Origin of the sequence: Tenacibaculum finnmarkense (genome assembly GCF_900239185.1) — a bacterium.
GTDB classification, from domain to species: Bacteria; Bacteroidota; Bacteroidia; order Flavobacteriales; family Flavobacteriaceae; genus Polaribacter; species Polaribacter finnmarkensis.
In genome coordinates this window covers 3501-29339 of the sequence record NZ_OENA01000061.1, presented here as the reverse complement: position 1 = coordinate 29339, position 25839 = coordinate 3501, and the positions used below count along the sequence as shown (strand labels likewise).

General features: G+C 31.0%; 39 protein-coding genes. 34 read left to right on the top strand and 5 right to left on the bottom strand.

The features are described from left to right. Window positions 1-57: 57 nt before the first annotated feature. The gene (locus AQ1689_RS08645; RefSeq protein WP_101955833.1) at window positions 58-1518 is read right to left on the bottom strand and encodes a SusD/RagB family nutrient-binding outer membrane lipoprotein; all 1461 of its coding nucleotides are present in this window, start codon (window positions 1516-1518) and stop codon (window positions 58-60) included. A 14-nt stretch (window positions 1519-1532) separates the two neighbouring features. Then, window positions 1533-4727, bottom strand: a complete 3195-nt coding sequence (locus AQ1689_RS08640) for a SusC/RagA family TonB-linked outer membrane protein (protein ID WP_101955832.1) — start codon at window positions 4725-4727, stop codon at window positions 1533-1535. Between the two features lie 397 nt (window positions 4728-5124). On the opposite strand from AQ1689_RS08640, the gene rpsL reads away from it, so the two are divergent. The 20 genes from rpsL to AQ1689_RS08540 all read left to right on the top strand — a co-directional run bounded on the left by rpsL (window position 5125) and on the right by AQ1689_RS08540 (window position 15839). Then, window positions 5125-5499, top strand: coding sequence for a 30S ribosomal protein S12 (rpsL, locus tag AQ1689_RS08635; protein ID WP_028887479.1), 375 nt, complete (start codon window positions 5125-5127; stop codon window positions 5497-5499). Between the two features lie 28 nt (window positions 5500-5527). Beyond that, entirely contained in the window at window positions 5528-6004 is a 477-nt protein-coding gene (gene rpsG, locus AQ1689_RS08630; RefSeq protein ID WP_058885440.1) for a 30S ribosomal protein S7, read from the top strand. A 3-nt stretch (window positions 6005-6007) separates the two neighbouring features. After that, entirely contained in the window at window positions 6008-8125 is a 2118-nt protein-coding gene (gene fusA, locus AQ1689_RS08625; protein WP_101955831.1) for an elongation factor G, read from the top strand. A gap of 12 nt (window positions 8126-8137) precedes the next feature. Continuing rightward, window positions 8138-8443, top strand: coding sequence for a 30S ribosomal protein S10 (gene rpsJ, locus AQ1689_RS08620; RefSeq protein ID WP_058885438.1), 306 nt, complete (start codon window positions 8138-8140; stop codon window positions 8441-8443). A 285-nt stretch (window positions 8444-8728) separates the two neighbouring features. Next, window positions 8729-9346 (top strand): 50S ribosomal protein L3, encoded by a 618-nt coding sequence (gene rplC, locus AQ1689_RS08615; protein WP_058885437.1) that lies wholly within the window; start codon window positions 8729-8731, stop codon window positions 9344-9346. Then, complete coding sequence (gene rplD, locus AQ1689_RS08610; RefSeq protein ID WP_101914882.1) at window positions 9346-9975, top strand: 50S ribosomal protein L4; 630 nt, start codon at window positions 9346-9348, stop codon at window positions 9973-9975. Before rplC ends, rplD begins: the two co-directional genes overlap by 1 nt. Window positions 9976-9982: 7 nt before the next feature. After that, a complete protein-coding gene (gene rplW / locus AQ1689_RS08605; RefSeq protein ID WP_101914883.1) occupies window positions 9983-10273 on the top strand; it encodes a 50S ribosomal protein L23 in 291 nt (96 codons plus the stop codon). 11 nt (window positions 10274-10284) lie between these two features. After that, window positions 10285-11109: a 50S ribosomal protein L2 gene (gene rplB, locus AQ1689_RS08600; protein ID WP_101914884.1), complete on the top strand. Its 825-nt coding sequence runs from the start codon at window positions 10285-10287 to the stop codon at window positions 11107-11109. 3 nt (window positions 11110-11112) lie between these two features. Next, window positions 11113-11391 (top strand): 30S ribosomal protein S19, encoded by a 279-nt coding sequence (rpsS, locus tag AQ1689_RS08595; RefSeq protein ID WP_101914885.1) that lies wholly within the window; start codon window positions 11113-11115, stop codon window positions 11389-11391. A gap of 9 nt (window positions 11392-11400) precedes the next feature. Further along, window positions 11401-11805: a 50S ribosomal protein L22 gene (rplV, locus tag AQ1689_RS08590; RefSeq protein ID WP_101914886.1), complete on the top strand. Its 405-nt coding sequence runs from the start codon at window positions 11401-11403 to the stop codon at window positions 11803-11805. A gap of 11 nt (window positions 11806-11816) precedes the next feature. Beyond that, window positions 11817-12542, top strand: a complete 726-nt coding sequence (rpsC, locus tag AQ1689_RS08585; RefSeq protein ID WP_101914887.1) for a 30S ribosomal protein S3 — start codon at window positions 11817-11819, stop codon at window positions 12540-12542. 22 nt (window positions 12543-12564) lie between these two features. Further along, window positions 12565-12996 (top strand): 50S ribosomal protein L16, encoded by a 432-nt coding sequence (gene rplP, locus AQ1689_RS08580; protein WP_101914888.1) that lies wholly within the window; start codon window positions 12565-12567, stop codon window positions 12994-12996. Between the two features lie 11 nt (window positions 12997-13007). After that, window positions 13008-13199: a 50S ribosomal protein L29 gene (gene rpmC / locus AQ1689_RS08575; RefSeq protein WP_101902393.1), complete on the top strand. Its 192-nt coding sequence runs from the start codon at window positions 13008-13010 to the stop codon at window positions 13197-13199. Window positions 13200-13217: 18 nt separating this feature from the next. Beyond that, window positions 13218-13475 (top strand): 30S ribosomal protein S17, encoded by a 258-nt coding sequence (gene rpsQ / locus AQ1689_RS08570; RefSeq protein ID WP_058885428.1) that lies wholly within the window; start codon window positions 13218-13220, stop codon window positions 13473-13475. Window position 13476: 1 nt separating this feature from the next. Further along, a complete protein-coding gene (gene rplN / locus AQ1689_RS08565; protein WP_058885427.1) occupies window positions 13477-13845 on the top strand; it encodes a 50S ribosomal protein L14 in 369 nt (122 codons plus the stop codon). 12 nt (window positions 13846-13857) lie between these two features. Continuing rightward, the gene (gene rplX / locus AQ1689_RS08560; RefSeq protein WP_058885426.1) at window positions 13858-14166 is read left to right on the top strand and encodes a 50S ribosomal protein L24; all 309 of its coding nucleotides are present in this window, start codon (window positions 13858-13860) and stop codon (window positions 14164-14166) included. A 2-nt stretch (window positions 14167-14168) separates the two neighbouring features. Next, entirely contained in the window at window positions 14169-14720 is a 552-nt protein-coding gene (gene rplE / locus AQ1689_RS08555) for a 50S ribosomal protein L5 (protein ID WP_101914889.1), read from the top strand. Between the two features lie 3 nt (window positions 14721-14723). Further along, complete coding sequence (rpsN, locus tag AQ1689_RS08550; protein ID WP_101914890.1) at window positions 14724-14993, top strand: 30S ribosomal protein S14; 270 nt, start codon at window positions 14724-14726, stop codon at window positions 14991-14993. Window positions 14994-15100: 107 nt separating this feature from the next. Continuing rightward, on the top strand, window positions 15101-15319 hold the full coding sequence (locus AQ1689_RS08545) for a hypothetical protein (RefSeq protein WP_101955830.1): 219 nt from the start codon (window positions 15101-15103) through the stop codon (window positions 15317-15319). 4 nt (window positions 15320-15323) lie between these two features. After that, window positions 15324-15839: a hypothetical protein gene (locus AQ1689_RS08540; RefSeq protein ID WP_101955829.1), complete on the top strand. Its 516-nt coding sequence runs from the start codon at window positions 15324-15326 to the stop codon at window positions 15837-15839. A 325-nt stretch (window positions 15840-16164) separates the two neighbouring features. Here the strand turns inward: AQ1689_RS08540 and uraH are convergent, their stop codons facing one another. After that, on the bottom strand, window positions 16165-16578 hold the full coding sequence (gene uraH / locus AQ1689_RS08535) for a hydroxyisourate hydrolase (protein WP_101914893.1): 414 nt from the start codon (window positions 16576-16578) through the stop codon (window positions 16165-16167). Between the two features lie 39 nt (window positions 16579-16617). Beyond that, on the bottom strand, window positions 16618-17073 hold the full coding sequence (locus AQ1689_RS08530; RefSeq protein ID WP_232113186.1) for a GlcG/HbpS family heme-binding protein: 456 nt from the start codon (window positions 17071-17073) through the stop codon (window positions 16618-16620). A gap of 350 nt (window positions 17074-17423) precedes the next feature. On the opposite strand from AQ1689_RS08530, the gene AQ1689_RS08525 reads away from it, so the two are divergent. The 4 genes from AQ1689_RS08525 to AQ1689_RS08510 all read left to right on the top strand — a co-directional run bounded on the left by AQ1689_RS08525 (window position 17424) and on the right by AQ1689_RS08510 (window position 19250). Then, complete coding sequence (locus AQ1689_RS08525) at window positions 17424-18212, top strand: hypothetical protein (protein WP_101914894.1); 789 nt, start codon at window positions 17424-17426, stop codon at window positions 18210-18212. 88 nt (window positions 18213-18300) lie between these two features. Beyond that, on the top strand, window positions 18301-18474 hold the full coding sequence (locus tag AQ1689_RS08520; RefSeq protein WP_180947562.1) for a hypothetical protein: 174 nt from the start codon (window positions 18301-18303) through the stop codon (window positions 18472-18474). Further along, on the top strand, window positions 18449-18964 hold the full coding sequence (locus tag AQ1689_RS08515; protein WP_101955828.1) for a hypothetical protein: 516 nt from the start codon (window positions 18449-18451) through the stop codon (window positions 18962-18964). Before AQ1689_RS08520 ends, AQ1689_RS08515 begins: the two co-directional genes overlap by 26 nt. A gap of 7 nt (window positions 18965-18971) precedes the next feature. Beyond that, window positions 18972-19250: a hypothetical protein gene (locus tag AQ1689_RS08510; RefSeq protein ID WP_101955827.1), complete on the top strand. Its 279-nt coding sequence runs from the start codon at window positions 18972-18974 to the stop codon at window positions 19248-19250. Here the strand turns inward: AQ1689_RS08510 and AQ1689_RS08505 are convergent. Next, the gene (locus tag AQ1689_RS08505) at window positions 19236-19658 is read right to left on the bottom strand and encodes a hypothetical protein (RefSeq protein ID WP_101955826.1); all 423 of its coding nucleotides are present in this window, start codon (window positions 19656-19658) and stop codon (window positions 19236-19238) included. The genes AQ1689_RS08510 and AQ1689_RS08505 overlap by 15 nt on opposite strands. Before the next feature lie 196 nt (window positions 19659-19854). Here AQ1689_RS08505 and AQ1689_RS08500 point away from each other — a divergent pair, with 196 nt between their 5' ends. The 10 genes from AQ1689_RS08500 to AQ1689_RS08455 all read left to right on the top strand — a co-directional run bounded on the left by AQ1689_RS08500 (window position 19855) and on the right by AQ1689_RS08455 (window position 25751). Then, on the top strand, window positions 19855-20127 hold the full coding sequence (locus tag AQ1689_RS08500; RefSeq protein ID WP_145993747.1) for a hypothetical protein: 273 nt from the start codon (window positions 19855-19857) through the stop codon (window positions 20125-20127). Window positions 20128-20535: 408 nt separating this feature from the next. Then, window positions 20536-20823: a hypothetical protein gene (locus AQ1689_RS08495; protein ID WP_101955824.1), complete on the top strand. Its 288-nt coding sequence runs from the start codon at window positions 20536-20538 to the stop codon at window positions 20821-20823. Between the two features lie 534 nt (window positions 20824-21357). After that, window positions 21358-22281: a hypothetical protein gene (locus AQ1689_RS08490; RefSeq protein WP_101955823.1), complete on the top strand. Its 924-nt coding sequence runs from the start codon at window positions 21358-21360 to the stop codon at window positions 22279-22281. Between the two features lie 130 nt (window positions 22282-22411). Next, complete coding sequence (locus AQ1689_RS08485) at window positions 22412-23257, top strand: hypothetical protein (protein ID WP_101955822.1); 846 nt, start codon at window positions 22412-22414, stop codon at window positions 23255-23257. A gap of 11 nt (window positions 23258-23268) precedes the next feature. Next, window positions 23269-23577, top strand: a complete 309-nt coding sequence (locus AQ1689_RS08480) for a hypothetical protein (RefSeq protein WP_101955821.1) — start codon at window positions 23269-23271, stop codon at window positions 23575-23577. Between the two features lie 2 nt (window positions 23578-23579). Then, window positions 23580-23915 carry a hypothetical protein gene (locus tag AQ1689_RS08475; protein WP_101955820.1) on the top strand — a complete coding sequence of 112 codons (336 nt, stop codon included), beginning with the start codon at window positions 23580-23582 and terminating at the stop codon, window positions 23913-23915. A gap of 41 nt (window positions 23916-23956) precedes the next feature. Then, window positions 23957-24379 (top strand): hypothetical protein, encoded by a 423-nt coding sequence (locus AQ1689_RS08470; protein WP_145993746.1) that lies wholly within the window; start codon window positions 23957-23959, stop codon window positions 24377-24379. A 13-nt stretch (window positions 24380-24392) separates the two neighbouring features. Beyond that, window positions 24393-25106 carry a hypothetical protein gene (locus tag AQ1689_RS08465; protein WP_101955818.1) on the top strand — a complete coding sequence of 238 codons (714 nt, stop codon included), beginning with the start codon at window positions 24393-24395 and terminating at the stop codon, window positions 25104-25106. 148 nt (window positions 25107-25254) lie between these two features. Further along, window positions 25255-25398, top strand: coding sequence for a hypothetical protein (locus AQ1689_RS08460; protein WP_180947561.1), 144 nt, complete (start codon window positions 25255-25257; stop codon window positions 25396-25398). Between the two features lie 86 nt (window positions 25399-25484). After that, window positions 25485-25751 carry a hypothetical protein gene (locus tag AQ1689_RS08455; protein WP_101955817.1) on the top strand — a complete coding sequence of 89 codons (267 nt, stop codon included), beginning with the start codon at window positions 25485-25487 and terminating at the stop codon, window positions 25749-25751. Window positions 25752-25839: the final 88 nt, after the last annotated feature.

Genomic DNA, 25839 nt, shown 5'->3' with positions numbered 1-25839 from the left:
CTGTATAAAAAAACCACCTCGTTAAAGGTGGTTTTTAGTATTTATTGAAGATAAAAATTAATATTTATCCCAAAAAAGTTTTGTTTCAGCTTTATCTCCTCCAATAGCAGTAGCTGCCGCTTTAACATTTGTTTTGTTTAATTGATATTCTTTGTCAGAATAAGGCATTCTAAAAGGAACTATTGTTTTTAGTTCGTTTTTAGTCGGTGTAATAAATTTATTTAAATCTAACCTTCTGGTAAAATTCCAGGTAGCAAAAGCTCTATCAAATAAACTAACCCATGCTTGCTCTGCGATAATTTCTTTCCATTTAGAAGCATCGTAAGGATTTGCATTTAAATAAGTTGTTGCGTCTGCGGCAGAAACATCGTACTCATCCATAGAAGCTTTAATTGCTTTTTTGTATAATTCTTCTGCTGTTCCTCCAACATTATAACCTCTTGCTGCTGCTTCCGTTAAAATTAACTGAACTTCAGTGAAACTTAAAAGTTTAGCAGGAGCACTTGCATTTGTTAAAACATTTGTATAATGAGAATGATCTGAAAAAGTGTTTTTATCTCCAATAACACCACCTTTATAAATATCCTTTTTAACAGGAGGGGTTACAGTAGAGTCTATTACATTTACCGTTGAAAACCAAACAGCTCTTCTTGGATCATTTTTTTCATTCATAAAATCAATAATTCCTTTAGATGGCATAAAGTCATCTCTACCAGAATTTACAAAAGCTTCAAAGACAGGGTTTGAAAAAGTTCCTCCATCAAAAATCATCGTATAAGATTCTGAATCATTTGAAATAATACCTGCTGAAAAAGCTGATTCAACTATTTTTTTAGATAATCCTGAATCGAAATCGGCTAAATTAATTCCTAATCTTAATTTAATAGAATTTGCAAATTTTTTCCATTTATTCATGTTACCATTATAAATAAAATCAGATTTACCATACCCTGAAGCAGAGACAGTTATCATGCTTACCGCTTTATCAATTCTACTAATTAAATCTTTATAAATTGTAAAAGCATCATCATACTTTGGAGATAAAATAACATTATCTAAAGCTTCTGTGTAAGGTAAATCACCATAGGTGTCAACTAAAGTTTCCCAAACAAAAATTTCTTGTATCTCTAAAGTGGCCAATTTATTCTTTTGGACTGCAGCGCTATTGGTTTCATTAGCTAAAGATTCTTTAGCTAATTTAATATTATTAATACCTCTTGTCATAAACCCATCGTAGTTTCTACGGGGTTGATTTCTTGTTAATAAATCATAATTACTCTCGTCAGTGTACTGCGCTTCTGTTATGTGCTGTACAAAAAATCTATAATTATTGTAATTAACACTTGGCGTGTATATTTGTGTTGCTGTTCCTGATAACGAAGTAGCTAATAAATTACTTGACGGTAATAAAGTAGGATGTTTAGGGTCTATATTTAAAGATTCGAGATCTTTAGTACAGGAAGCAAGAGTTAATAACGAAATTGTTCCTATAGTTAATATATTTTTTAAATTTTTCATTTTTTATATCTTTTTTAGAATTTAAATGTTAGGTTAAGACCAATATCTCTAGTCGTTGGTGTACTACCAATAGAGTGACCATAAGACCTAGTTCCTCCTCCTACCATTGCTTCAGGATCTGCGTATGGTAAATCTTTAGAAATAATCCATAAATTTCTACCTACTAAAGAAATTTTAGCATCGTTTATAAATGAATTTTTTAAAGCTGATTTTGGTAACGAATAACTTATCGCTGCTTCTCTCAATTTAACAAAACCTCCGTCGTAAACAAAAGCTTCTGATGGTTTAACTTTCCATCCATCAACAGCTCCATAGGCTTGAGGGTTTCTTGCGATAATGGTGTTTTTAGTACCGTCTTCAAAAACTCCTGGTAAAACAACTCCGGTTTGTCTTACATTATTACCTGCAGTTTCTTTATATAATCCAGTTCCTAAACCATAATACATATCAGTAGAGAATACTTTACCACCTTTTCTTACATCGATTAAGAAGCTAAATCCAAAATTTTTGTATGTAAATGAGTTTCTCATTCCTCCAATCCAATCAGGAGTAACATTTCCTAAATTCTTACTACCGTCTTTAATATACCTAGCATAAGTAACACCTTTACTTTGGTAAGTTTCCATCAGTTTATTTCCATTTTTATCTTCTTTATAACCTGGACCAATTAAAGTACCCCAAGGCTTTCCTTTAAAAGCATTTAATGAAACACCTCCGGGATAACTTGCTAATTGATAGTTTTCACTATCTCCAGATAAAGAAACTACTTTATTCTTGTTTTTAGACCAGTTTAAGTCAATATTCCAGGTGAAATTATCATTTTTTACAGCAACTAAACCTAATTGAGCTTCAAAACCACTATTATTTATTTGTCCTGCGTTCACAACTTTTTTAGAATATCCTGTTGCTGTAGAAACAGGTAAACTAATAATTTGATCAAATGTTTTTGTGTTGTAGTAAGCAAAGTCAAATGTTATTCTTTTATTTAAGAACATCATTTCTGTACCAAATTCATATTCTTTTGAACGTTGTGGCTTTAAATTACTATTTTTCTTAGTGTAATTAGTGTCATATAAACCAACTCCGTTTAATAAACCTGCCGAAGCATAAGAATTTTGTAACTCATATGGGTCTGCAGTCGAACCAACTTCAGCGTAATTTGCTCTTACTTTCCAAAAGCTTAACCATTCAGGCTTATAAAATTCAGATACAATTAAGGCTCCTGTAACAGATGGATAATTATAGGTGTTATTTGCGGCTGGCAATGTTGAAGATTTATCAAGCCTCCATGTTGCGTCTAAGTAAAATTTCTTGTAAAAATCAAAAGAAGCTGTAAGGTAAGCACTATTCGTTTCTGTGTTATATTGATTTTCTGTTGCAGCTAAAGGTGATTTAACCGTGTTTGCTAACGAATAAATACCAGGAACAACTAAACCTCCTTCAGTAGAAGCATAAATGCTATTGTAATCGTTTTTTCTTAAATTAGCTCCTAAAACTCCACTAACTTTGATATCTTCAACTAATTCATAATTATAGTTAAGCATTAAATCTAAGTTAGTTTCTGATCTTGCAATATCTTGTCTTGAGTATCCTGAAGGAACAGTGTTTTCTGAAGCTCCAAAATCCATAGCAATAGATCCAGCTGCAATTCTTTTTTCAATATTTAACATACTTTTATCATAGGCAACCTTACCTGTAACGCCTAAGTTGTCGTTAATATCATAAGTTATTCTACCATAACTAAATGATCTATATCTATTATCTGAACCAGCATTTTCATATAGTTGAAAATAAGGATTATTCCAGTATGCAGGCTTGCTATTTGTAGGTGATTTTCTATTCCAAGAAATATTACCATATCTATTATCTACAGAAGCAATAGCTTTGTTTCTAAAGTAAGAATCTTTTTGTTCAAGTACATCTACATCTACATTCCACCATTGTCTAAACATAGACATTAAGTTATCACTATATCCTGTGGTATTTCTTCCTTGAGTATCTTGTAGTGTAAGAGAGCTATAAAAAGAGGTGTGTAATTTTGGTGTTAAATCATAATTAACTTTCAAAGAAAAATTATTTTTTTCTAATTCAGAATTTGGTAAAATCCAATCAGAATCAAAGTTTTCATAAGTAAAAGTCATGTTTTTACTTTGATCTCCTTTTTGTATAGAGATACTATTGGTCTTTGTAAAAGAAGTCTTAAATAAAGATGAAGGACCATTTTTAGCAGCTACATAAGCTCTCTTTTTTCCAAAATTTGGAGATGTTGTATCAAAAGCATCCCAATGATATTTTAATGATCCATCATATTTTGGACCACCTGAACCATCTGAATCATAATTAGTGTAATCATTTCCATGGTCAAAACCTTGACCATAACCACCTCCGTAAGTATTTTGATATTCAGGAAATGTAGCTTTATCAATAGTTCCTACAGTAATACCTGAGCTAAATTTTATTCCCCAAGAATTATCATCACCACTCTTACCGTTTTTAGTAGTAATTACAATAACACCATTAATACCTCTTTCTCCATATAGTGCAGAAGCAGCAGCACCTTTTAATATATTCATAGAAGCAATATCATCTTGGTTGATGTCAGACAACGCATTACCGTAATCATTACCGCCAGTAAATGTAGAGCTATTGTTAATTGGTGAACCATCAATTACAATAAGCGGGCTACCTCCGCCTAATGATTTTACACCTCTAATAACCATATTCGAAGAACCTCCAAAATTATTAGTAGTGGTAACATTTAAACCAGCAACTTTACCTGATAATTGTGAAGCAATATTACCTGTTTTTGTTGTTCCACCATTGATTGCATCACTTTTAATTTCTTGAGAAGCATACCCTAAACTTTTCTTTTCTCTTTTAATTCCTAGGGCAGTAACCACAACTTCATCAAGTACATTGTCATTTTCCATAACAATATTAATTTGATTAGAAGTTCCAACAGTTTTTTGAATGGTTTTCATACCAACAAAATTGAAAACTAAAATATCTCCATTTTTAGACTTAATAGTATATTTACCATTAAAATCAGTTTCTGTACCTTGAGTGGTACCTTTTTTAAGTACTGTTACCCCAGGTAATGGTCCAGACTCATCTGATACGATACCTGAAATAGTTCTGTCTTGTGCGAAAGAAAATTGCACAATTAACGCTAATAGTAGCGTTAAAATTCCATTAAACTTTGTTTTCATTATGTAAATATTTGAATTAATGGTGTAAATATGCTAAAATTTAGTTAAAAAAATACCTGTTTTTTTATTTTTATTTGTTGTATGTTACGCGTAATGTATTATTTAAGAGTAGCTTACCTTTGTGGTAGTCTTTTTTCGAGAGAAAAGTCACTTAGTACTTCGCTTTAAGTGTTTTTTTAGTTTTTATTTCCGAGTTGTTATTCTTAGTAATACTGTTAAAATTAATGAAGTATAAGAGCAATTTTGTTTTTATTAATTTTTAAATGTTTTGAGAAAATTATATAGAGTGAATAAAAACAACTCCCTGATATTTGAATCTTTAGAAAAAAAACCGTAAGTTTGCACACTCTTATGAAATAGAGTAATTTAAGTACAAATTAAAAACAAGTAAAATAGTATGCCAACTATTCAACAATTAGTTCGTAAAGGAAGAACCAAAATAACTAAGAAGAGTAAATCGGCTGCATTACAAGCTTGTCCTCAGAGACGTGGAGTTTGTACGCGTGTGTATACCACTACACCTAAGAAACCTAACTCAGCAATGCGTAAGGTAGCAAGGGTAAGATTAACAAATGGTAACGAAATCAACGCGTATATTCCAGGTGAAGGGCACAACTTGCAAGAGCACTCGATAGTATTAGTTAGAGGTGGAAGGGTAAAAGATTTGCCAGGTGTTAAGTATCACGTAGTACGTGGTGCGTTAGATACTGCAGGAGTTGAGGGTAGAACCCAACGTAGGTCTAAATACGGTGCAAAACGCCCAAAGAAGTAAAATTAATTAACTTTTTTAATGTAAAGACATGAGAAAAAGAAAAGCGAAAAAAAGAGTTCTTTTACCAGATCCAAGGTTTAATGACCAATTGGTAACACGTTTTGTGAATAACTTAATGTGGGATGGTAAAAAGTCTGTGGCTTTTAAAGTGTTTTATGATGCAATAGACATCGTAAATGAAAAGAAGACTGACGAGGAAAAGTCAGCTTTAGAGATTTGGAAAGATGGTTTATCTAATGTGATGCCACATGTAGAGGTTCGTTCTCGTCGTGTAGGTGGAGCAACATTCCAAATTCCTATGCAAATTCGCCCAGATCGTAAAGTATCTATGGCAATTAAATGGATGATCACTTATACGCGTAAGCGTAATGAGAAAACAATGGCACAGCGTTTAGCTGCTGAAATCTTAGCTGCGGCTAAAGAGGAAGGAGCCGCTGTTAAAAAGCGTACCGATACGCATAAAATGGCTGAAGCTAACAAAGCATTCTCACACTTTAGATTCTAAGAAATGGCTAGAGATTTAAAATTTACTAGAAATATTGGTATTGCTGCACATATTGATGCAGGTAAAACCACTACTACAGAGCGTGTATTGTATTATACAGGTGTGAGTCATAAAATAGGTGAGGTGCATGATGGTGCCGCAACTATGGATTGGATGGAGCAAGAGCAAGAAAGAGGTATTACAATTACTTCTGCTGCTACCACTTGTGAGTGGAAGTTCCCTTTAAATAATGGTGAGTCTACTGATGAAACTAAAGGGTATCACTTTAATATTATTGATACTCCTGGTCACGTTGATTTTACTGTAGAGGTAAATCGTTCATTAAGAGTTCTTGATGGTTTAGTGTTTTTATTTAGTGCTGTTGATGGTGTTGAGCCTCAATCAGAAACTAACTGGAGACTTGCCGATAACTATAAAGTACCTCGTATTGGATTTGTTAACAAAATGGACCGTCAAGGATCTAACTTTATGGCTGTTTGTCAGCAAGTAAAGGATATGTTAAAGTCAAATGCAGTGCCAATTGTTATGAATATTGGTGATGAGGATGAGTTTAAAGGTATTGTAGATTTAGTGAAGAATCGTGCTATTGTATGGCATGATGCAACACAAGGAGCTACATTTGATATCGTTGATATTCCAGAAGATTTAAAAGAAGAAGCTGCTGAATTAAGAGGGAAACTAATTGAAGAAGTTGCTAGTTACGATGAGAATCTTTTAGAGAAATTCATGGAAGATGAAGACTCAATTACTGAAGAGGAAGTGCATGCTGCACTTCGTGCTGCTGTAATGGATATGGCTATCATTCCTATGATTTGTGGATCAGCATTTAAAAATAAAGGTGTTCAGTTCTTATTAGATGCTGTTTGTCGTTATTTACCTTCTCCAATGGATAAGGAAGCTGTTATCGGGACAAATCCTGATACAAACGAAGAAGAAAGAAGAAAGCCAGATGTAAAGGAGCCTTTTGCTGCTTTAGCATTTAAAATTGCTACTGATCCTTTCGTAGGTCGTTTAGCATTTTTTAGAGCTTATTCTGGGCGTTTAGACGCTGGTTCTTATGTTTTAAATAATCGTTCAGGTAAAAAAGAACGTATTTCTCGTATCTATCAAATGCATGCTAACAAGCAAAACGCTATTCCTTACATTGAAGCAGGGGATATCGGTGCAGCTGTAGGATTTAAATCGATTAAAACAGGAGATACTTTATCTGATGAAAAGCATCCTATTGTTTTAGAATCTATGGATTTTCCAGACCCCGTAATTGGGATCGCGGTTGAGCCTAAAACTAAAGCAGATGTTGATAAATTAGGAATGTCTTTAGCTAAGTTAGCAGAAGAAGATCCTACATTTACAGTTAGAACTGATGAAGCTTCAGGACAGACTATTATTTCTGGAATGGGTGAGTTACACTTAGATATTATTGTTGATCGTTTAAAACGTGAATTCAAGGTAGAAGTTAACGAAGGTCAGCCACAAGTAGAATACAAAGAGGCTATTACAGCTTCCGCAGAACACAGAGAAGTTTATAAGAAACAATCAGGTGGTCGTGGTAAGTTTGCTGATATTGCATTTACTATGGAGCCAGCAGATGAAGGTGTTCAAGGATTACAATTTGAATCAGTTATTAAAGGTGGAAACGTTCCTAAAGAATTTGTTCCTTCTGTAGAGAAAGGATTCAAAGAAGCAATGAAGAATGGTCCTTTAGCAGGATACGAAATGGATTCAATGAAAGTAACTTTAAGAGATGGATCTTTTCACCCTGTGGATTCTGATGCATTATCTTTTGAGTTAGCTGCAAAAATGGGTTATAAAGCTGCTGCTAAAGCTGCTAAAGCCAGAATTATGGAGCCATTAATGAAGGTCGAAGTGTTAACTCCAGAGGAGAACATGGGAGATATCGTAGGAGATTTAAATAGAAGAAGAGGTCAGGTTAATGACATGAGCGACCGTAATGGAGCTAAAGTTGTAAAAGCATTAGTGCCATTATCTGAAATGTTCGGTTATGTTACTGCTTTAAGAACTATGTCTTCTGGTAGAGCTACTTCTACTATGGAATTTTCTCACTATACAGAAACTCCTTCAAATGTTTCTGAGGATGTAATTGCAAAAGCTAAAGGTTAATAAGATATTAAGATGAGCCAAAAAATTAGAATTAAATTAAAATCTTACGATTATAACTTAGTAGATAAGTCTGCTGAAAAAATCGTAAAGACAGTAAAGGCTACTGGAGCTGTAGTAAACGGTCCTATTCCTTTACCAACAAATAAAAAGATTTTTACTGTATTACGTTCTCCACACGTAAATAAAAAATCTAGAGAGCAATTTCAATTATCTGCTTACAAAAGATTATTAGACATCTATAGTTCTTCTTCAAAAACTATTGATGCTTTAATGAAACTTGAGTTACCAAGTGGTGTTGAAGTTGAAATAAAAGTATAGTATATTACTAACTTTCGGTTTAATTTTTTTAAACCGAAAGTTTTTTATACTTTTGCATACCGGAATTTAGGTTCCGTGGTGTAAATATTCTAATTTATTTAGAGTATCACATGTCCTGAGGGTTTCGCAAAGGAAAAACGGTAAAAACAAATTCAGAGCGAAGGTGTTTTTTCAGCTCTTTTTTTTTACGTGAAATTTAAAGGAAAAATGAAACATTTGTTTCAAATAATTATTATTAATAGACGCGCTGGATAAATTAAATCTATCGTCTTAAAATTAACAAATATGTCTGGGTTAATAGGTAGAAAAGTAGGTATGACCAGCTTATTCGACGAAAACGGGAAGAACATTCCTTGTACAGTAATCGAAGCAGGGCCATGCGTGGTTACCCAAGTCAGAACCGAAGAGGTTGACGGCTATAGTGCGTTACAACTTGGTTTCGATGACAAAAAAGCAAAAAGCTCTAATAAAGCTTTAGATGGACACTTTACAAAAGCTGGTACATCTGCTAAGAAAAAAGTCATTGAATTTCAAGGTTTTGACGGAGAGTATAAATTAGGTGATTCAATTAGCGTTGATTACTTTACTGAAGGAGAATTCGTAGATGTTTCTGGAGTTTCTAAAGGTAAAGGTTTTCAAGGTGTTGTTAAGCGTCATGGTTTTGCCGGTGTTGGTCAAGCAACTCACGGTCAGCATAACCGTTTAAGAGCTCCTGGTTCGATTGGTGCTGCATCATATCCTGCAAGAGTATTCAAAGGAATGCGTATGGCAGGTCGTATGGGTGGAGACAAAGTAAAAGTTCAAAATTTAAAAGTATTAAAAGTGGTTGCTGATAAGAATCTTATCGTAGTTAAGGGAGCAATTCCTGGTCACAAAAATACTTTTGTAACTATCGAAAAATAATGAAAGTAGCAGTTTTAGATATTACAGGAAAAGATACTGGTAGAAAAGTTGAACTTTCTAACGAGGTATTCGGTATTGAGCCAAATGATCATGCAATTTATTTAGATGTAAAGCAGTACTTGGCTAATCAAAGACAAGGTACTCATAAAGCTAAAGAAAGAGCTGAGATTACTGGAAGTACAAGAAAGATTAAAAAACAAAAAGGAACAGGTACTGCACGTGCTGGTTCAATCAAATCTGGAGTTTTCAGAGGTGGTGGACGTATGTTCGGTCCTAGACCAAGAGATTATTCTTTCAAGTTAAATAAAAACTTAAAGCGTTTAGCACGTAAGTCAGCTTTAAGTATTCAAGCAAAAGATAGTAATTTAGTTGTAGTTGAAGATTTCAATTTTGAATCTCCAAAAACTAAAGAATTTATCAATGTTTTAAAAGCTTTAGATTTAGAGGCTGAAAAGTCTTTATTTGTGTTAGGGGAAGACAGTAACAATGTTTACTTATCATCTCGTAACTTAAAAAGAACTAAAGTTGTAAATGCAACAGGAGTTAATACTTATAGTGTTTTAGATGCTAGAAAAGTAATTATTTCTGAAAGCTCTTTAGAAGAAATTCAATCTAATTTAAGTAAATAGGAAAGATATGAGTATTTTAATAAAACCTATTATTACGGAAAAAGCAACAAAGGATAGCGAAGTTAATAATCGTTATGCATTTGTGGTAAACAGTAAGGCTAATAAATTGGAAATCAGAAGTGCTGTTGAAGCAACTTATGGTGTAGCAATTAAGTCTGTCAAAACTATGAATTATCCTATTAAAAGAAATACTAAACATACCAAAAAAGGTTTAGTAACAGGGATAACAAGTGGATACAAGAAAGCAATCATTCAGTTATCTGAAGGACATGCTATTGATTTTTATAACAATCTTTAAGAAAAGACAAAATGTCAGTTAGAAAATTAAAACCAGTAACACCAGGTCAGCGTTTTAGAGTTGTAAATGGGTTCGACACCATTACGACTGATAAGCCGGAGAAATCTTTATTAGCTCCGAAAAAACGATCTGGAGGTCGAAACAACCAGGGTAGAATGACAACACGTAATATTGGTGGTGGTCATAAACAAAAATACCGTATTATCGATTTCAAAAAAGATAAGCATGGTATCCCTGCAACAGTAAAAACTATAGAGTACGATCCAAATCGTACTGCATTTATTGCTTTACTTAGTTATGCTGATGGAGAAAAGCGTTATGTAATTGCACAAAACGGTTTAAAAGTAGGTCAAGTAATCGTTTCAGGTAAAAATTTAGCTCCAGAAGTGGGGAATGGTTTATACTTAAGCGAAATTCCTTTAGGAACTACAATTTCTTGTATTGAGTTACACCCAGGTCAAGGAGCTGTTATGGCTCGTTCTGCTGGATCATTTGCTCAATTAATGGCAAGAGATGGTAAATACGCAACAGTTAAGTTACCTTCAGGTGAAACAAGATTAATCTTGTTAACTTGTATGGCGACTATCGGGGTTGTATCTAATTCAGATCACCAATTACTAGTTTCTGGTAAAGCAGGTAGATCTAGATGGTTAGGTAGAAGACCAAGAGTTAACGCTGTACGTATGAATCCTGTTGATCACCCAATGGGTGGTGGTGAAGGACGTTCTTCAGGAGGACATCCAAGATCTAGAAACGGTATTCCAGCTAAAGGGTTTAAGACTAGATCTAAAACTAAAGCTAGTAATAAGTATATTATAGAACGTAGAAAGAAATAAACCATGGCAAGATCATTAAAAAAAGGACCTTTCGTTCACTATAAATTAGAGAAAAAAGTTTTAGCTAACGTTGAAACTGAGAGTACTTCAGTTATCAAAACTTGGTCAAGAGCAAGTATGATTACTCCAGATTTCGTAGGGCAAACAATTGCTGTTCATAATGGACGTCAGTTTGTACCAGTTTACGTTACTGAAAACATGGTAGGTCATAAATTAGGCGAATTTTCACCAACACGTTCTTTTAGAGGGCACGCTGGTGCAAAAAATAAAGGAAAAAAATAGTAGGAAATTATGGGAAGTCGTAAACATAACATGGCAACACAGTTAAAAGAAGCAAGAAAGTCAAAAGCTTTCGCTAAAATAACTAATTGTCCTACATCACCAAGAAAGATGCGATTAGTCGCAGATCTAGTAAGAGGAGTAGAGGTTGAAAAAGCTTTACAAATTTTAAAATTTAGTTCAAAAGAAGCAGCTACTAATTTAGAGAAATTGTTATTGTCTGCAATTGCAAACTGGCAAGCTAAAAATGAAGATGCTAGTATCGAAGATGCTGGACTATTTGTGAAAACTATTTGTGTAGATAGCGCAGGTATGTTAAAAAGATTAAGACCAGCTCCACAAGGTCGTGCTCATAGAATTCGTAAGCGTTCTAACCACGTTACTTTAGAGTTAGGTAGTAAAATTAAAAGCAATTAATCAAAGTAGACATGGGACAAAAAACAAATCCAATAGGAAATCGTTTAGGAATTATCAGAGGATGGGAATCTAACTGGTATGGTGGAAATGACTACGGAGATAAATTAGCTGAAGACTATAAAATAAGAGAGTATATTAACGCTCGTTTATTTAAAGCAAGTGTATCAAGAGTAATTATTGAGCGCACACTTAAACTTGTAACCGTTACTATCACTACTGCTAGACCTGGTATTATTATCGGAAAAGGTGGACAAGAGGTAGACAAGTTAAAAGAAGAGCTTAAGAAAATTACAGGAAAAGAAGTTCAAATTAACATTTTTGAAATTAAGCGTCCAGAATTAGATGCTAAATTAGTAGCAGCTAGTGTTGCTCGTCAAATTGAAAATAGAATTTCTTACAAGCGTGCAACGAAAATGGCTATTACAGCTGCTATGAGAATGAATTCAGAAGGGATTAAAATCCAAATTTCTGGTCGTTTAAATGGAGCAGAAATGGCACGTTCTGAGCATTATAAAGAAGGAAGAATTCCTCTTTCTACTTTCAGAGCAGACATTGATTATGCACTTGTTGAGGCACATACACAATACGGAAGATTAGGTATTAAGGTATGGATCATGAAAGGTGAGGTATATGGAAAACGTGAATTATCTCCATTAGCAGGATTATCTAAGCAAAAAGGTGGTGCTAATAAAGGTGGCGGTAATGCTAAACGTCCACAACCTCGCAGAAGAAAATAATTTTTAAAATTAGAAATTAAAAATGTTACAGCCAAAAAGAGTAAAATACCGTAAGGTACAGAAGGCGAAAGGAAATATGAAGGGTAACTCTGGTAGAGGTGCTCAACTTTCTAACGGAATGTTTGGTATCAAATCATTAGATCAGAACTTACTTACATCTCGCCAAATAGAGGCAGCTCGTATTGCGGCAACTCGTCACATGAAGAGAGAAGGTCAGCTTTGGATTAAAATATTTCCAGACAAGCCTATTACGAAAAAACCTTTAGAGGTTCGTATGGGTAAGGGAAAAGGAGCTCCCGATCATTTTGTTTCAGTAATTAAACCAGGTAGAATTTTGTTTGAAATTGGTGGAGTACCAATGGATGTTGCAAAAGAAGCTTTACGTTTAGCTGCACAGAAACTTCCTGTTAAAACAAGATTTGTTATTGCAAGAGATTTTGATTTTAACGCTTAATTCTATATACAATGAAACAATCAGCAATTAAAGAATTAACTACTATCGACCTACAAGGAAGATTAGTGACGTTAAAGAAAAATTATACGGATCTTAAGATGGCTCACGCCATAACTCCATTGGAAAACCCAATGCAGATTAAAAGCTTAAGAAAAACTGTAGCAAGAATTGCTACAGAGTTAACTAAAAGAGAATTACAATAATTCTAGTCAGTTTTAAAGATGGAGAAAAGAAATCTTAGAAAAGAGAGAATAGGTGTAGTATCTAGTAGCAAAATGGAGAAATCTATTGTTGTTAATGAGGTAAAAAGAACCAAGCACCCAATGTACGGTAAGTTCGTATTAAAGACGAAAAAGTACGTTGCACATGACGAGAATAACGATTGCAACGAAGGAGATACTGTTAGGATAATGGAAACACGTCCTATGAGTAAATCTAAACGTTGGAGATTAGTAGAAATCCTAGATAGAGCTAAATAATATGTTACAGACAGAATCAAGATTAAGAGTCGCAGATAACACTGGAGCAAAAGAAGTTTTAGTGATTAGAGTATTAGGAGGAACAAGAAAGCGTTATGCTAGTGTTGGAGATAAGATTGTTGTTACAATTAAATCTACAACTCCAAACGGAAGTGTAAAGAAAGGTCAAGTATCTCGTGCTGTTGTTGTTCGTACTAAAAAAGAAATTAGACGTAAGGACGGATCATATATCAGATTTGATGATAATGCTTGTGTACTTTTAAATCCTACAGAGGAGATGAGAGGAACACGTGTATTTGGTCCTGTTGCCCGTGAATTACGTGATAAGCAATTTATGAAGATAGTATCATTAGCACCTGAAGTGCTTTAAATCGACAGTAAGATGAAAAAGTTCAAAATAAAATCAGGAGATACTGTTAAAGTATTAGCAGGAGATCACAAAGGATCGGAAGGTAAAGTTTTACAAATCCTTAGAGATAAAGATAGAGTATTAGTAGAAGGTGTGAACATGGTGTCTAAACACACTAAACCATCTGCAGCTAATCCTCAAGGAGGAATTGTAAAAAAGGAAGCTTCTTTACACATATCTAACTTAGCATTAATCGAAAACGGTGAAGCTGTAAAAGTTGGTTATAAAGTAGAAGAAGGTAAGAAAATTAGATTTTCAAAAAAATCAGATAAAGCAATATAACAATGAGTTACGTACCAAGATTAAAAGAGGAGTACAAGAGCAGAGTTATAAAAGCTCTTACTGAAGAATTCGGTTATAGTAATGTAATGCAAGTACCTAAATTACAAAAGATTGTTGTAAATAAAGGTGTTGGTGCAGCTATAGCAGATAAGAAATTAATAGAATACGCTATTGACGAGTTAAGTACTATTACAGGTCAAAAAGCAGTTTCAACTATATCTAAGAAAGATGTTGCTAACTTTAAATTACGTAAAGGTATGCCAATTGGTGTAAAAGTTACGTTAAGAGGAGTTAAGATGTACGAATTTTTAGACAGATTAGTTACTGCTTCTTTACCACGTGTAAGAGACTTTAACGGAATTAAGGCTAACGGTTTTGATGGTAGAGGTAATTACAACTTAGGAATTACTGAACAAATCATCTACCCTGAAATTAATATTGATCAAGTAAAAAAGATTAGTGGAATGGATATTACTTTTGTAACATCTGCAAACACTGATAAAGAAGCTAAATCTTTATTAACTGAATTAGGTTTACCATTTAAAAAGAACTAGAAGATGGCTAAAGAATCAATGAAAGCGCGTGAGCGTAAAAGAGCTAGAGTGGTAGCAAAGTATGCAGATAAGAGAAAGGCTTTAAAAGCAGCTGGAGACTATGAAGGCTTACAAAAGTTACCAAAAAATGCATCACCAGTTAGAATGCACAATCGTTGTAAATTAACAGGTCGTCCAAAAGGATATATGCGTCAGTTCGGTGTTTCACGTGTTACTTTCCGTGAAATGGCTAACAATGGATTAATTCCAGGTGTTAAAAAAGCAAGTTGGTAGAAATATCAGTTTATTTTATAAAAAGGTTATACTCTTGTAGTATAACCTTTTTTTTTGTTAGATTAGTACCAGTGTTAAATTGCTAATTAATAAATTGTTATATAATTATGAAAAGAACCCATTACTTCGTTTTATTATTTACTTCGTTCCTTTTTTTTAATTGTTCAGAAGAACAAGCTGTTTTAGATGTTACTGAATCAGTGAAAAAGAGTAAATCATTATCAACTTATAAAGGACTACCTGTTGTAAATAGGTTGAATGTACCTATTATTGATATTAAAAATAAAGATGGTTTATTAGCTAAAAGAGAAGAATTAAAAAAATAAAATTATGAGAACACTTACTAAACAAACAAAAATATTATTTTTAATTGTATGCTCTTTTTTTCTTAGTAGTGGAACTAATTTAGATGATATCGATTTTGGACCCAAAAATGGTATTGCATTAGTTTTTTTTAACTATACGGATATAGAATATACAGGTTATAAATTTTATATAGGCGCAGTAAAAAATAATAAATTTATAGCAACAGGTTCTGTAGATGTTAAAAGTATTATATGGTCTATAAAAACCGCTTCTTCAGAAAATATGACAAAAAACGATGAAACAGGGGAAAAAATAGCAAGAAGTTATGGTGGTTTTGTTGAAGCCCCTTCATTTGAAGATGGAAGGTGGCAACCAGATTATGATAAAATTAAAGCGATTTCGAATGAGTATACCTATAAATTGCGTCTTTCAGATGGAAGAGAACAAGTGTTTATGGAACAATTGGAAAATTTTGATAAATTTACTGTTGGGTTAACAACTTTTGATATAAAAAAAGATACTATAATTTATAGAAGATAAATAAAACTTTAAACGATGTAAAACAGGTTACTTTTGGTAGCCTATTTTTTTGTTAAATATATCAATATAAAAAAGCGAAATCATCTAATTTAATTAGATGATTTCGCTTTTTTAATACTAAAAAAAGGTTTTAAATGTTCTACATCATCATGCTATGATAAACATTTTGAACATCCCCAATACTGTTTAAAGCCCTTTAATTATAGGGTTTTTTTACTTTTAATATTTAATTTGTTCATTATTTGTTCATAAATAGTTTTTTTTCATATCTAAAGGTACATTAAAGAAGCACGGAGCTTTCGATTTTGTATGGTATTTTTTTCGATTAATTCCCTCGATAAGTTGAATATCCAAAAGCCGAAAGTGTTATTGGAACGTGATAGTGGTTGTTGTCTTTCAATTCAAAAACTACTTCTATAAATGGATAAAAACTTTCTTGACCTAACAATTTAAAATAAGGTGCTGTGTAATAAGTTAGCTTATATATTCCTTGGTGATTGATTCCCTTTTCTATCTTTAAAAAATCATTAATTCTTCCATTTTTATCAGTTTTTTTTTCATCGATAGATTTCCATTTTCCTGAATTATCTTGTTTTGAGAGACTAATTTTCACATCTATTGCAGGTTGACCTTGTGTTATATCTAAAATATGACTTGATAATTGATAATTTGATTCTTGAGAAAAAGTAAAAGTTGTAACTAATACTAATAGTACTGATAATAAGAATGTATTTTTCATAAGATTATTTTTAATTATTTATTGTTTGGCAAGATTATATTATTGTTTTTTGATTGTAAATCCAAGATTTTCTACAGCCTTTTGACCAATGTTATGGTCATTTTGACCACCACCAGCTCCTGAAACGCCAATGCTTCCAACTAATTCACCATCTTTCCAAATAGGTACGCCTCCACCTAAAAGTAAAAGTTCTGGTAAAGTGTTTAAATTTTGAGCGGTGGAATCGGCATAAGCTTTCTGCATCAACTCAAGACTCGGTGTTTTAGTAGAAAGAGATGTATATGCTTTTCTTCGTGATGCTTCGGTATTGTGTGGACCCACATTATCTCCTTTGAGCAACAAAATCGTTACTCCAGAACTGTTGAGTACTGCAACGGATACCTTTTTATCTAATTTTTGAGCTTCAAGTCGTGCTTGCTCTGCTATTTTCAATGCTCCTATTTGATTTAAGTCGTATGACTTATACACATTCTGAGCCGATACAGAATATACCATAAATATAAATACTGCACTAATTATAATTTTCATTTTTTTATTCATTTATATGTGTTTTGAGTTTTATTTTTAATATCATACAACGTCGTTTCTTGTATGATGCTTTTGCATCCCGCAGGGTGTATATGCATTATATCAATTGTTAGCATAAGTACTTACTATTTTTTATCTTCATAAAAAGATTATAATTACAACCAAATTTACTAAAAAAAAACAGTATTTCTATTTTAAATAAAAATCCAAATGTTAATTAAATGTTAACGAAATTAGGGGTATCCCTAATTCGAATTAGGGGTATTGGGTATTGACTGTTAATTAAAAAGGTTGTTAATTTGTGGAAAAAAATAATTATGAGAAAAATAATTACATGCTTAATCGTTTTAGCATTTCCTTTCAAAATTCAATCACAAGACTTCATTAAAACTTATGAAGGTCTTTTAAATGGAAAACAAAGTTATTTGAAATTATTTTCAAACTCTGGGCAGGTATCAGGTAATTATTTTAATATTAGTGATTGTGAAAATGAAGTTGTAACAGGTGTTATTACAAATAACTTATTTGTTTTTACTTTAGGTACTAAAAAATATACAGGAACTATACTACCAAGTGGTAAGATTCAAGGATTAGGAATAAATAAAACAATTAACGGATTTTATTTTCTGCAATCTTCATTTAACTTTCAAGATGAATTTAATAAATGTATTGTTAATAAAGTTAATAAAGAAAATGTATCATTAGTTATTTCAGATGTTAAAGTTTTAAAATATCCGAAATTAAGAAAAAGTGGTGAAGCATGGGATAGTCTTTTTGGAAATTATAAACCTGATCTTTTTATGAAAATTTTAGATATAAATCAAAATGCTTTATTTTATCAAGAGAATAAATTAAACGACCATAATGGAGAGTCTTTTAGCTTAATGGGTACAACAGGTCTTTATAAAGGGATTGTTAAAATTCCAAAAGAAAATTATAAGGATGGATTATATTTTTGTTTATATGATTTTGATAATAATTCTGAAGATGATTTAATTTCAACTATAGGTATAGCCTGGTTTAAAAAAGATTACGATTTAAGTTTAATTAAACAAGTTTTTGAAAAAAACGGATTTAAGATTCAAATTGAATATTATTACGAATAAACTAGGTTAGCCTAACGTAGCTTACAATTATTTAAATTTTTACTTTTATTTTAGCTTTTTTTTAATATTAATTTAAAACAAGGCAATTATGAAAAAATTACAAGTAGTAGTATTAGTAATATTCAGTACATTTATTTTAACCAGCTGTACAGATGATACTGACGAAAAAATAATAGAGTTAAATGAAAAAGAAATATCAGCAGGAGCAGCAAGTGAATTTATTGACAAAGATAAAGTTGAAACTCCAACAACGAAGGGGTAATAAATCACTTAAATATTTAATATTTGAAACATTAGGTAATATTCTAATTTATATTAGTGGAATATTACCTTTTATTCATGTTCTTTTTTCAGATCAAAAACTAGAATCTAAATTTTTTGGATATTCAAGTATCCATCGGTTTTTATATAGTGCAGGAACTCATGCAAGTTTACTTTTTTTAGTTTTAGGACTTTTAATTTTAATTCCAATTTTATCAAAAGATAATATTGATTATTATAAGATTAATTTAAAATACTCCTTATTATCACCTTTTATATCAGCAGTTTTTTTTATGTCTTGGGTTTTTATTCCTGGAGTAAATTTTAATATACTAGCATACTTTTTTATAGGAATATGTATTTCTGCTATCTCAGTTTTTTTAATTTTAAAATTAATGGATTATATAAAATTAATTAAAATATCTTTCATATATAAAGAAAGGTTACTTGAGGAAGGGTTAAATTATATTAATTCAGAAATAAAAAAATAGTCTCCCCATGAATAATAAAGAGAAAATAAAAGATTATCAAAAGAAGATTTTTCAATTAGAAAAATTATCAAAAGAATTTAATAAAGGAAATATATTAGCAATTAATTACGAAAAACATTTAGTTAGTGAAATTGAATTTGTTAAATCGAATACTATAAGAGATATAGAATACAATATAAAGAAAGATCTAAGTGAAATAAAGATGTTAAAAGAAATAAAATATAAATTAAAACATAGTATAAGGTTAAATAATTTTGAGGAAAATTATATATTACTTAATATCTGATTTTAAAATATTAATAGCTATTTCTGTAGCTCTTTTCTCTATAAATACCTTTAAAACTTTATTAGTTAGTAATCTATCTTTATTTTTTATAATATATAAAGATAATTCATCATCAGAAATATTTTCAAATTTAATTTCTGTTAACTCTGGTAACTCCAGATCTTTTATCATTTTTTCTTTACCTAAAAGAAACCAAGTAGGGTTTACTTCTGGTATATTACTTAAAACTTCAGTTATAATATCTTGAGAAATTGCAGGGTATTTTTTTGTTCTTGAGTCCAAATTAAATAATCTGTTTAATTTCTGTTGAGAAACTCCATTTAATTTTTTTGAAAAATCACTAACGTTTCCTTCATTAAAATATTCTATAACTTCTTTTAATCTTTTATTAATATCAGGTAGATTCATATTACTGAAATACTTGTTTATTTTAGTTTACATATCAATATTTACTGAAATGCTTGTTTATTACTGAAATGTTTGTATATTTGTTACTCAATAAAACAAATATAACAATTAACTTGTTATAATATGTGGCTAATAGTAATACAATTAAATTAAAATAACACTTTAATTGTTACTTCTAGTCCATTTACACAAAAAAGTGCAAAAATTATTAAGTAACGATATGGAAGCTATAAAACCTTTAAATGTATCTGGTAAAATATTCTGTCAAATGGTAGGGCTTACCTATAATGGACAAATACTACAAGGGTTAAGAGACTTAAATTTAGTTACTTTTTTCAAAATTGGTAAAAAATATATGTACCCTTTTGAAGAAACAAAACTAATTTCTGATATGTTGAGAGATGGCAAAATATCAATAAAAACTAACGGAGGTTACTATATAACCTTAACCGATAGTAAGACAGGATAAAAACAAAGCAAAAATTAACCATTAGGTTATAAGATTCAAACAATACCAGTAGGATAGGCTAACACCTGTTTTAGAATAAATAGTACGATTACCAATAAAGCTTATAAATGTCGGAAATTATATAGCTTTAAAATAAAACCAGTAGGATAGGCTAACACCTATTTTAAAGTAGCTCACAACCTATTTCATTTATACACCGACATGTATTAAATTAAATTTAAAGTTGTGGGTTATTTTTTTAAAAGATCATTAACATTTTGGCAGATTTAGAAAGTCTTATAATTAATAAATTTTTAATCATGATTAATTGAGCTTTCAGATTTTTAAAAAGGAATTAGGTCTCCTTTTTATTTTTTTGAAAGCAAACCAAAAGTAAGACTTTCTTTTCTGTTATTAAACATTTTAACAATGAACAAAACGCAAAAAAAAGCAATTAAAGCGCAAAACAGAATTGAAGTATTTTTTTCAGAAAAGCTACAAGTTTTTTATGTAAAAGGAAAAAGAAACCATAAGCCAACACAAAAATTTAAGGCATTAATTACTTGTGAGCATGCTTTTTTTAATGAGTTTTTAACCTTTTTAGAACAGTTTAAATCTTCTAAAGAGTTAAAAACGTATAAGTTTTTAGAGCTTAAAGACAAATTAAATGATTTTATAATCAATAACGCTGCCAATTTGAAAAATACAATAGCTTAAAAAAAGTAATTAGATCCTCAAAATTCTAATCACTTTTTTTAAGTTAAAAATACCAAAAAAGTATTGATAATCAAATATATAAATAAAAATTTAAAAATGCAAAATTACTTTTAATGAATAATATGCTATTAAAAACTTTATGGATAGAGTACATAGAAATAAATTAATAGAAGCTCAATATAACGAATCAGTAGAACAGTTTAATAAAAGTAATTTATTACTTGAGAAGCTAAAAAAAGTGATTAGACTCTAAACTTTCTAATCACTTTTTATAAACTAAAAATATCAAAAAAGGGGATAATCAAATATATTAATAAAAATTAAGATAAAGCGCAAAAACGAAAAATTACTTTATGCTATTAAAAACTTTATGGATAGAGCGCATAGAAATAAATTAATAGAAACTGATATAATGAAGCAGTAGAATAGTTTAATAAAAGTAATTTATTAATTGAGAAGTCAAAAAAAGTGATTAGAGCCTAAACCTTCTAATCACTTTTACAAAACATTTAAAAAATAAAGATAAATTTCCCAATGAACAAATATATAAATAAAACTGCAAATAAACCACAAAATCGTAAAATAATACTTAGCACTATTGGTCTTTATAACCAATCTGTTAAAGATACTTTGCGTAAACGAAAAATTACTTTTATTGAACAGCACGCCATCAAAAACTTTATGGATGGAGCTTATAGAAATAAATTAACAGATGCTCAATATAATGAAGCCGTAGAACAGTTTAATAAAAGCGGTTTATTACTTCTTAAAAAAGGAGCAGAAGAAGAGAAATTTCAAGAAGCAAATTTACCACAGTATTCATATATCAATTATCCATATTTAGACCGTGAAGCGTTTAAAAACACAATGGATAATTACAGGCAATACGTATATAAATACAATGTAAAAACGGAATTAGAAAACGAAGAGATAAGAAAATACAACAGTACTATTGTAGAACACCCTTTTCAGCTTACAGAAGCAAAAAAAGCACGTAAAGCCGCCTTTGAAAAAGCAAATAAAAAAGAATTTCCAAGAAAATACAATGAACTTGTTATTGAAGAGAATAAAAAAGGTGCAATAGTTTCAAAAAGAAAAATTCAAACTATAAAACCATTTAGTGAAATGATTTTTCAAGTTTTAGTTGGGTTTTATACGTCTCAATTAAAAGTTCGTAATGCTTATTTATTGCAGATGAAAAAACCAACAAGCACTTTAAAAAAATCTTTACCAAAATTAAAGATAGATCATAGGAAATTAGCGACTCATGAAATAGCAGATATACCAAGATTAGGTATTTGCAAAAGGTCGGCGCAAATCCATGTAAAAAGACTTAGAGAAGCAGGTATTTTAATTAATTACAAAATGATTAATCAAAATAAGCCTATTTCTGTAAATTTTAATTACGAAATAATCGAAATTTTAGACGGAAAAAACCCCAAAACAGCAATTACCTGAAAATAAATCGTTTATCCCTCCAAGTTTACATAACCTACCTGATAATAGTGATACTACTAGAACTAAAAACTTAAAAGAAAAAGAAATAAAAGGCTGTGCAAATAGCACAACCTTGAATGAATCCGGTTCGATGCTGGCAAATCAGTACGAAAGTAATACCGCGTCTCCTGCGGAGGGCTACAAGAACACCAGTCGGATAAGTAACAAAACTGAAATCCGAATAGAGGGCGGAAAGAAAATAAACTTGCCCGATTTTTTAAATAAACCAGTGGCAAAAAAGAAAACCGATTTATTAAGCATTAATTTTTTAAATAGGCTAGAAAATGAAAAAGATTTTTCCGCAAAATTAGCCAATGGCGAATTTGACAATTACAGAGGTATGCGCTATGATTATTTACAAAAAATAGAGCAATATGGGCTTTTATCTACTGATGAATTTAAGCAAGTTGTAATCGAAGATTTTATAAAATCGTCTGCGAAAATTTGGAAAAAACACAGTGTTTACGTGGGAGAATGGAAGAAAACAATCAATCTTCTAAAAACGCAATTATTTAAAAATCTTACACACAAAAGTACTGTTATAAAAAAATTAAAAGAATTGCGTTGGAAATTAGAATTTGCAAGAACATGGTTTTTGAAAAAAGAAGATGTAAACGCATTATTTCCATTTTCTTATTTCGATAAAACTCGTACAAACTCTAATGAATTAGGCTTTTATGGGCTTCATTCTATTTGGAAAAGTCATTTAAAGTACCAGGAGAAAAAAGCGAAAAATGATAAAGAATTAGCGCAAAATTCAAGCGCAAGAAAACGCAAATTATCAACACAAAAGAAACTTACTAGGGCAATTAGTAAATATGATTTAGGTCAATTCACTTATAAACAGCTTTTTAGTTATGTACAGGATAATTTGCCACATGATTACTTGATTTTATTACCAGCTTTAATTAAAACCGAAAACACAAACTTAGCCTAAAACCTAAAAAAATGAGTAAAGAAAATAGAACAACAAAATGTAGTTGCGGAGCTAATAATAAAATTACGTGTCCAAATTGTAGCGAATTAAAAATGGTTATTTTATTAAAAAATGGATTTAGTCATTTAAAATTAGTGTCAGGCACTAGAAAAATAAATCCTGTATGGTATAACCACCTTTCTAAGAATAAAAAATCACATAGTATTTTATACAATGCCATGTATAGGCGTTTCCAAGCATCAGAATATGCAAATACAGCCAATAGAATTAATTTTTATAGCAATACAACTGGCGAATTAATAATCAGTATAAAAGTTTAATTATGAAAATACAATTATTCTTAAAATTTCATCAATTAATTGCCTTGCACAAATTGACAAGCAAGCTTTATGATTTGGATTTTTTAACTCTTGAGTCTCAAGAAAAAGTTGCCGTATCAATCGGTTTAATTTTAGCAGATAAATTTGATAAAAAAATTAAAACCATACAAAAGAAGCTTTTTTTTGACACTACAAAAGATATAAAATTCACATTTGATTTTTTTGAAGCTTGGGCTTTAAAGCATATATGTATTCAATTAATCGGTACTTCAGATAGTAATTTTAATAAAGTAAATATTCAAGTTGTAATTAATAAACTAGATCAAGAAAGATGTTAAAAACTACGAACAAAAAAGAATTATACAAGTCTCTTATTTCGATGAACTCTTTATCAAGGTCGATACAAAGTTATAATATATTTTATGGGATAAAGCAAGCTGCATTTTTCTTTATCCTCTTTGCTGAATTAATTACGAATGATTATCTGCGTATAATTCCTGCTTTATGTTTTGGATATTTTGTATCAAAAGCAATTCTTGATATTGCTGTAAATATTCCAAAAAACAAAGATTGGGTGATTATATCAATTTCAATATTTGACTTTTTTATGCTTTGTGTTATTACAAATGTACTAAAGCAGCCAAGCTGGACAGCGGTGATTAATCTACTAATATTTTGTGGCTTTGTTACGTATATCGGTTATTGGTTAAATCAAGTATTTGTATTAAAAGTAGCGGAAAAAGAAGCAGAAGAAAAAGGAGAATTGGAGCAGAACCGAGCAGATAAGAGCAGCCTTAAATAATGCTAAAGCAGAATTGGAGCAGAACCGAGCAGATGCCGAGCAGGTAGAAGCAGACTTAAATAATGCTAAAGCAGAATTGGAGCAGAACCGAGCAGATGCCGAGAAGGTAGAAGCAGACTTAAATAATGCTAGAGCAGAATTGGAGCATAACCGAGCAGATGCCGAGCAGGTAGAAGCAGCCTTAAATAATGCTAAAGCAGAATTGGAGCAGAACCGAGCAGATGCCGAGCAGGTAGAAGCAGCCTTAAATAATGCTAAAGCAGAATTGGAGCAGAACCGAGCAGATACCGAGCAGGTAGAAGCAGCCTTAAATAATGCTAGAGCAGAATTGGAGTATAACCGAGCAGATGCCGAGCAGGTAGAAGCAGACTTAAACAATGCTAAAGCAGAATTGGAGCAGAACCGAGCAGATGCCGAGCAGGTAGAAGCAGACTTAAATAATGCTAGAGCAGAATTGGAGCATAACCGAGCAGATGCCGAGCAGGTAGAAGCAGACTTAAATAATGCTAAAGCAGAATTGGAGCATAACCGAGCAGATGCCGAGCAGGTAGAAGCAGACTTAAATAATGCTAGAGCAGAATTGGAGCATAACCGAGCAGTTAATAATCAAATAGATTTAGTAGATACAATTGATCGTATATGCCCGCATTGTAATGCTGATTTTCCTAGTAAGAAATCAAGAGATGCTCACAAAGGAAGATGTAAAATGAACCCTAAAAATATTTAAAAATGACAAAAAAAAAAATATCTCCTCTTAATAAAAAGGAAAGAAAAAGAAAAATACTACCATTAAATGAAGATTATAAATTAAAAAAAAATTAAGAAAAGATAATTTTTATAATTTTTTTAGAGATTATGTTAAATCTTATGACGAAATGAAAAATGAAATTGGAGAAATTGTAAAAGAATATAGAGGTATTCCAATTAAACAAGCTCGAAACATTCGTGTTTTTAGATATCCAGAAATTCAAAAGTTTATAGAGAATAATGATTTTCAGAAGTTATTTTATTTTGATTAAAAAAACCTAAATACCACCTTTAATTTTATAAGTTAATCGTTTATTATGACTAAGAGAAATAATTTAATCCAAAAATCAATAAAATTATGAGTAATGACAACATTCAAAATAACATCGTTTATTTTTTAACAGATACTAAAATAACCGAAAATAACGAAACAAGAATCCTTTATAAAATAGTCGATGGATCGGAACGATTAAAAACTGCTCACGAATTTCATAAAGCAACGGTAAAAGAAGCTTCAGAGCATGAAATGGAAGTAGAAATGAACAAAGGTTATTGCGATTGGTATGCTAAAAATCGTGCTGTAATTCTTACGTATTACCGAAATAAAAAACAAACTAAAAATTAGAAAGTATGATATTAAATAATTTTTCAGAAGCTTTTAAAAAAACAAAAGCTGGTCAAGGTTCTTTAAAAATGCGTTTAGCTCACTAGTC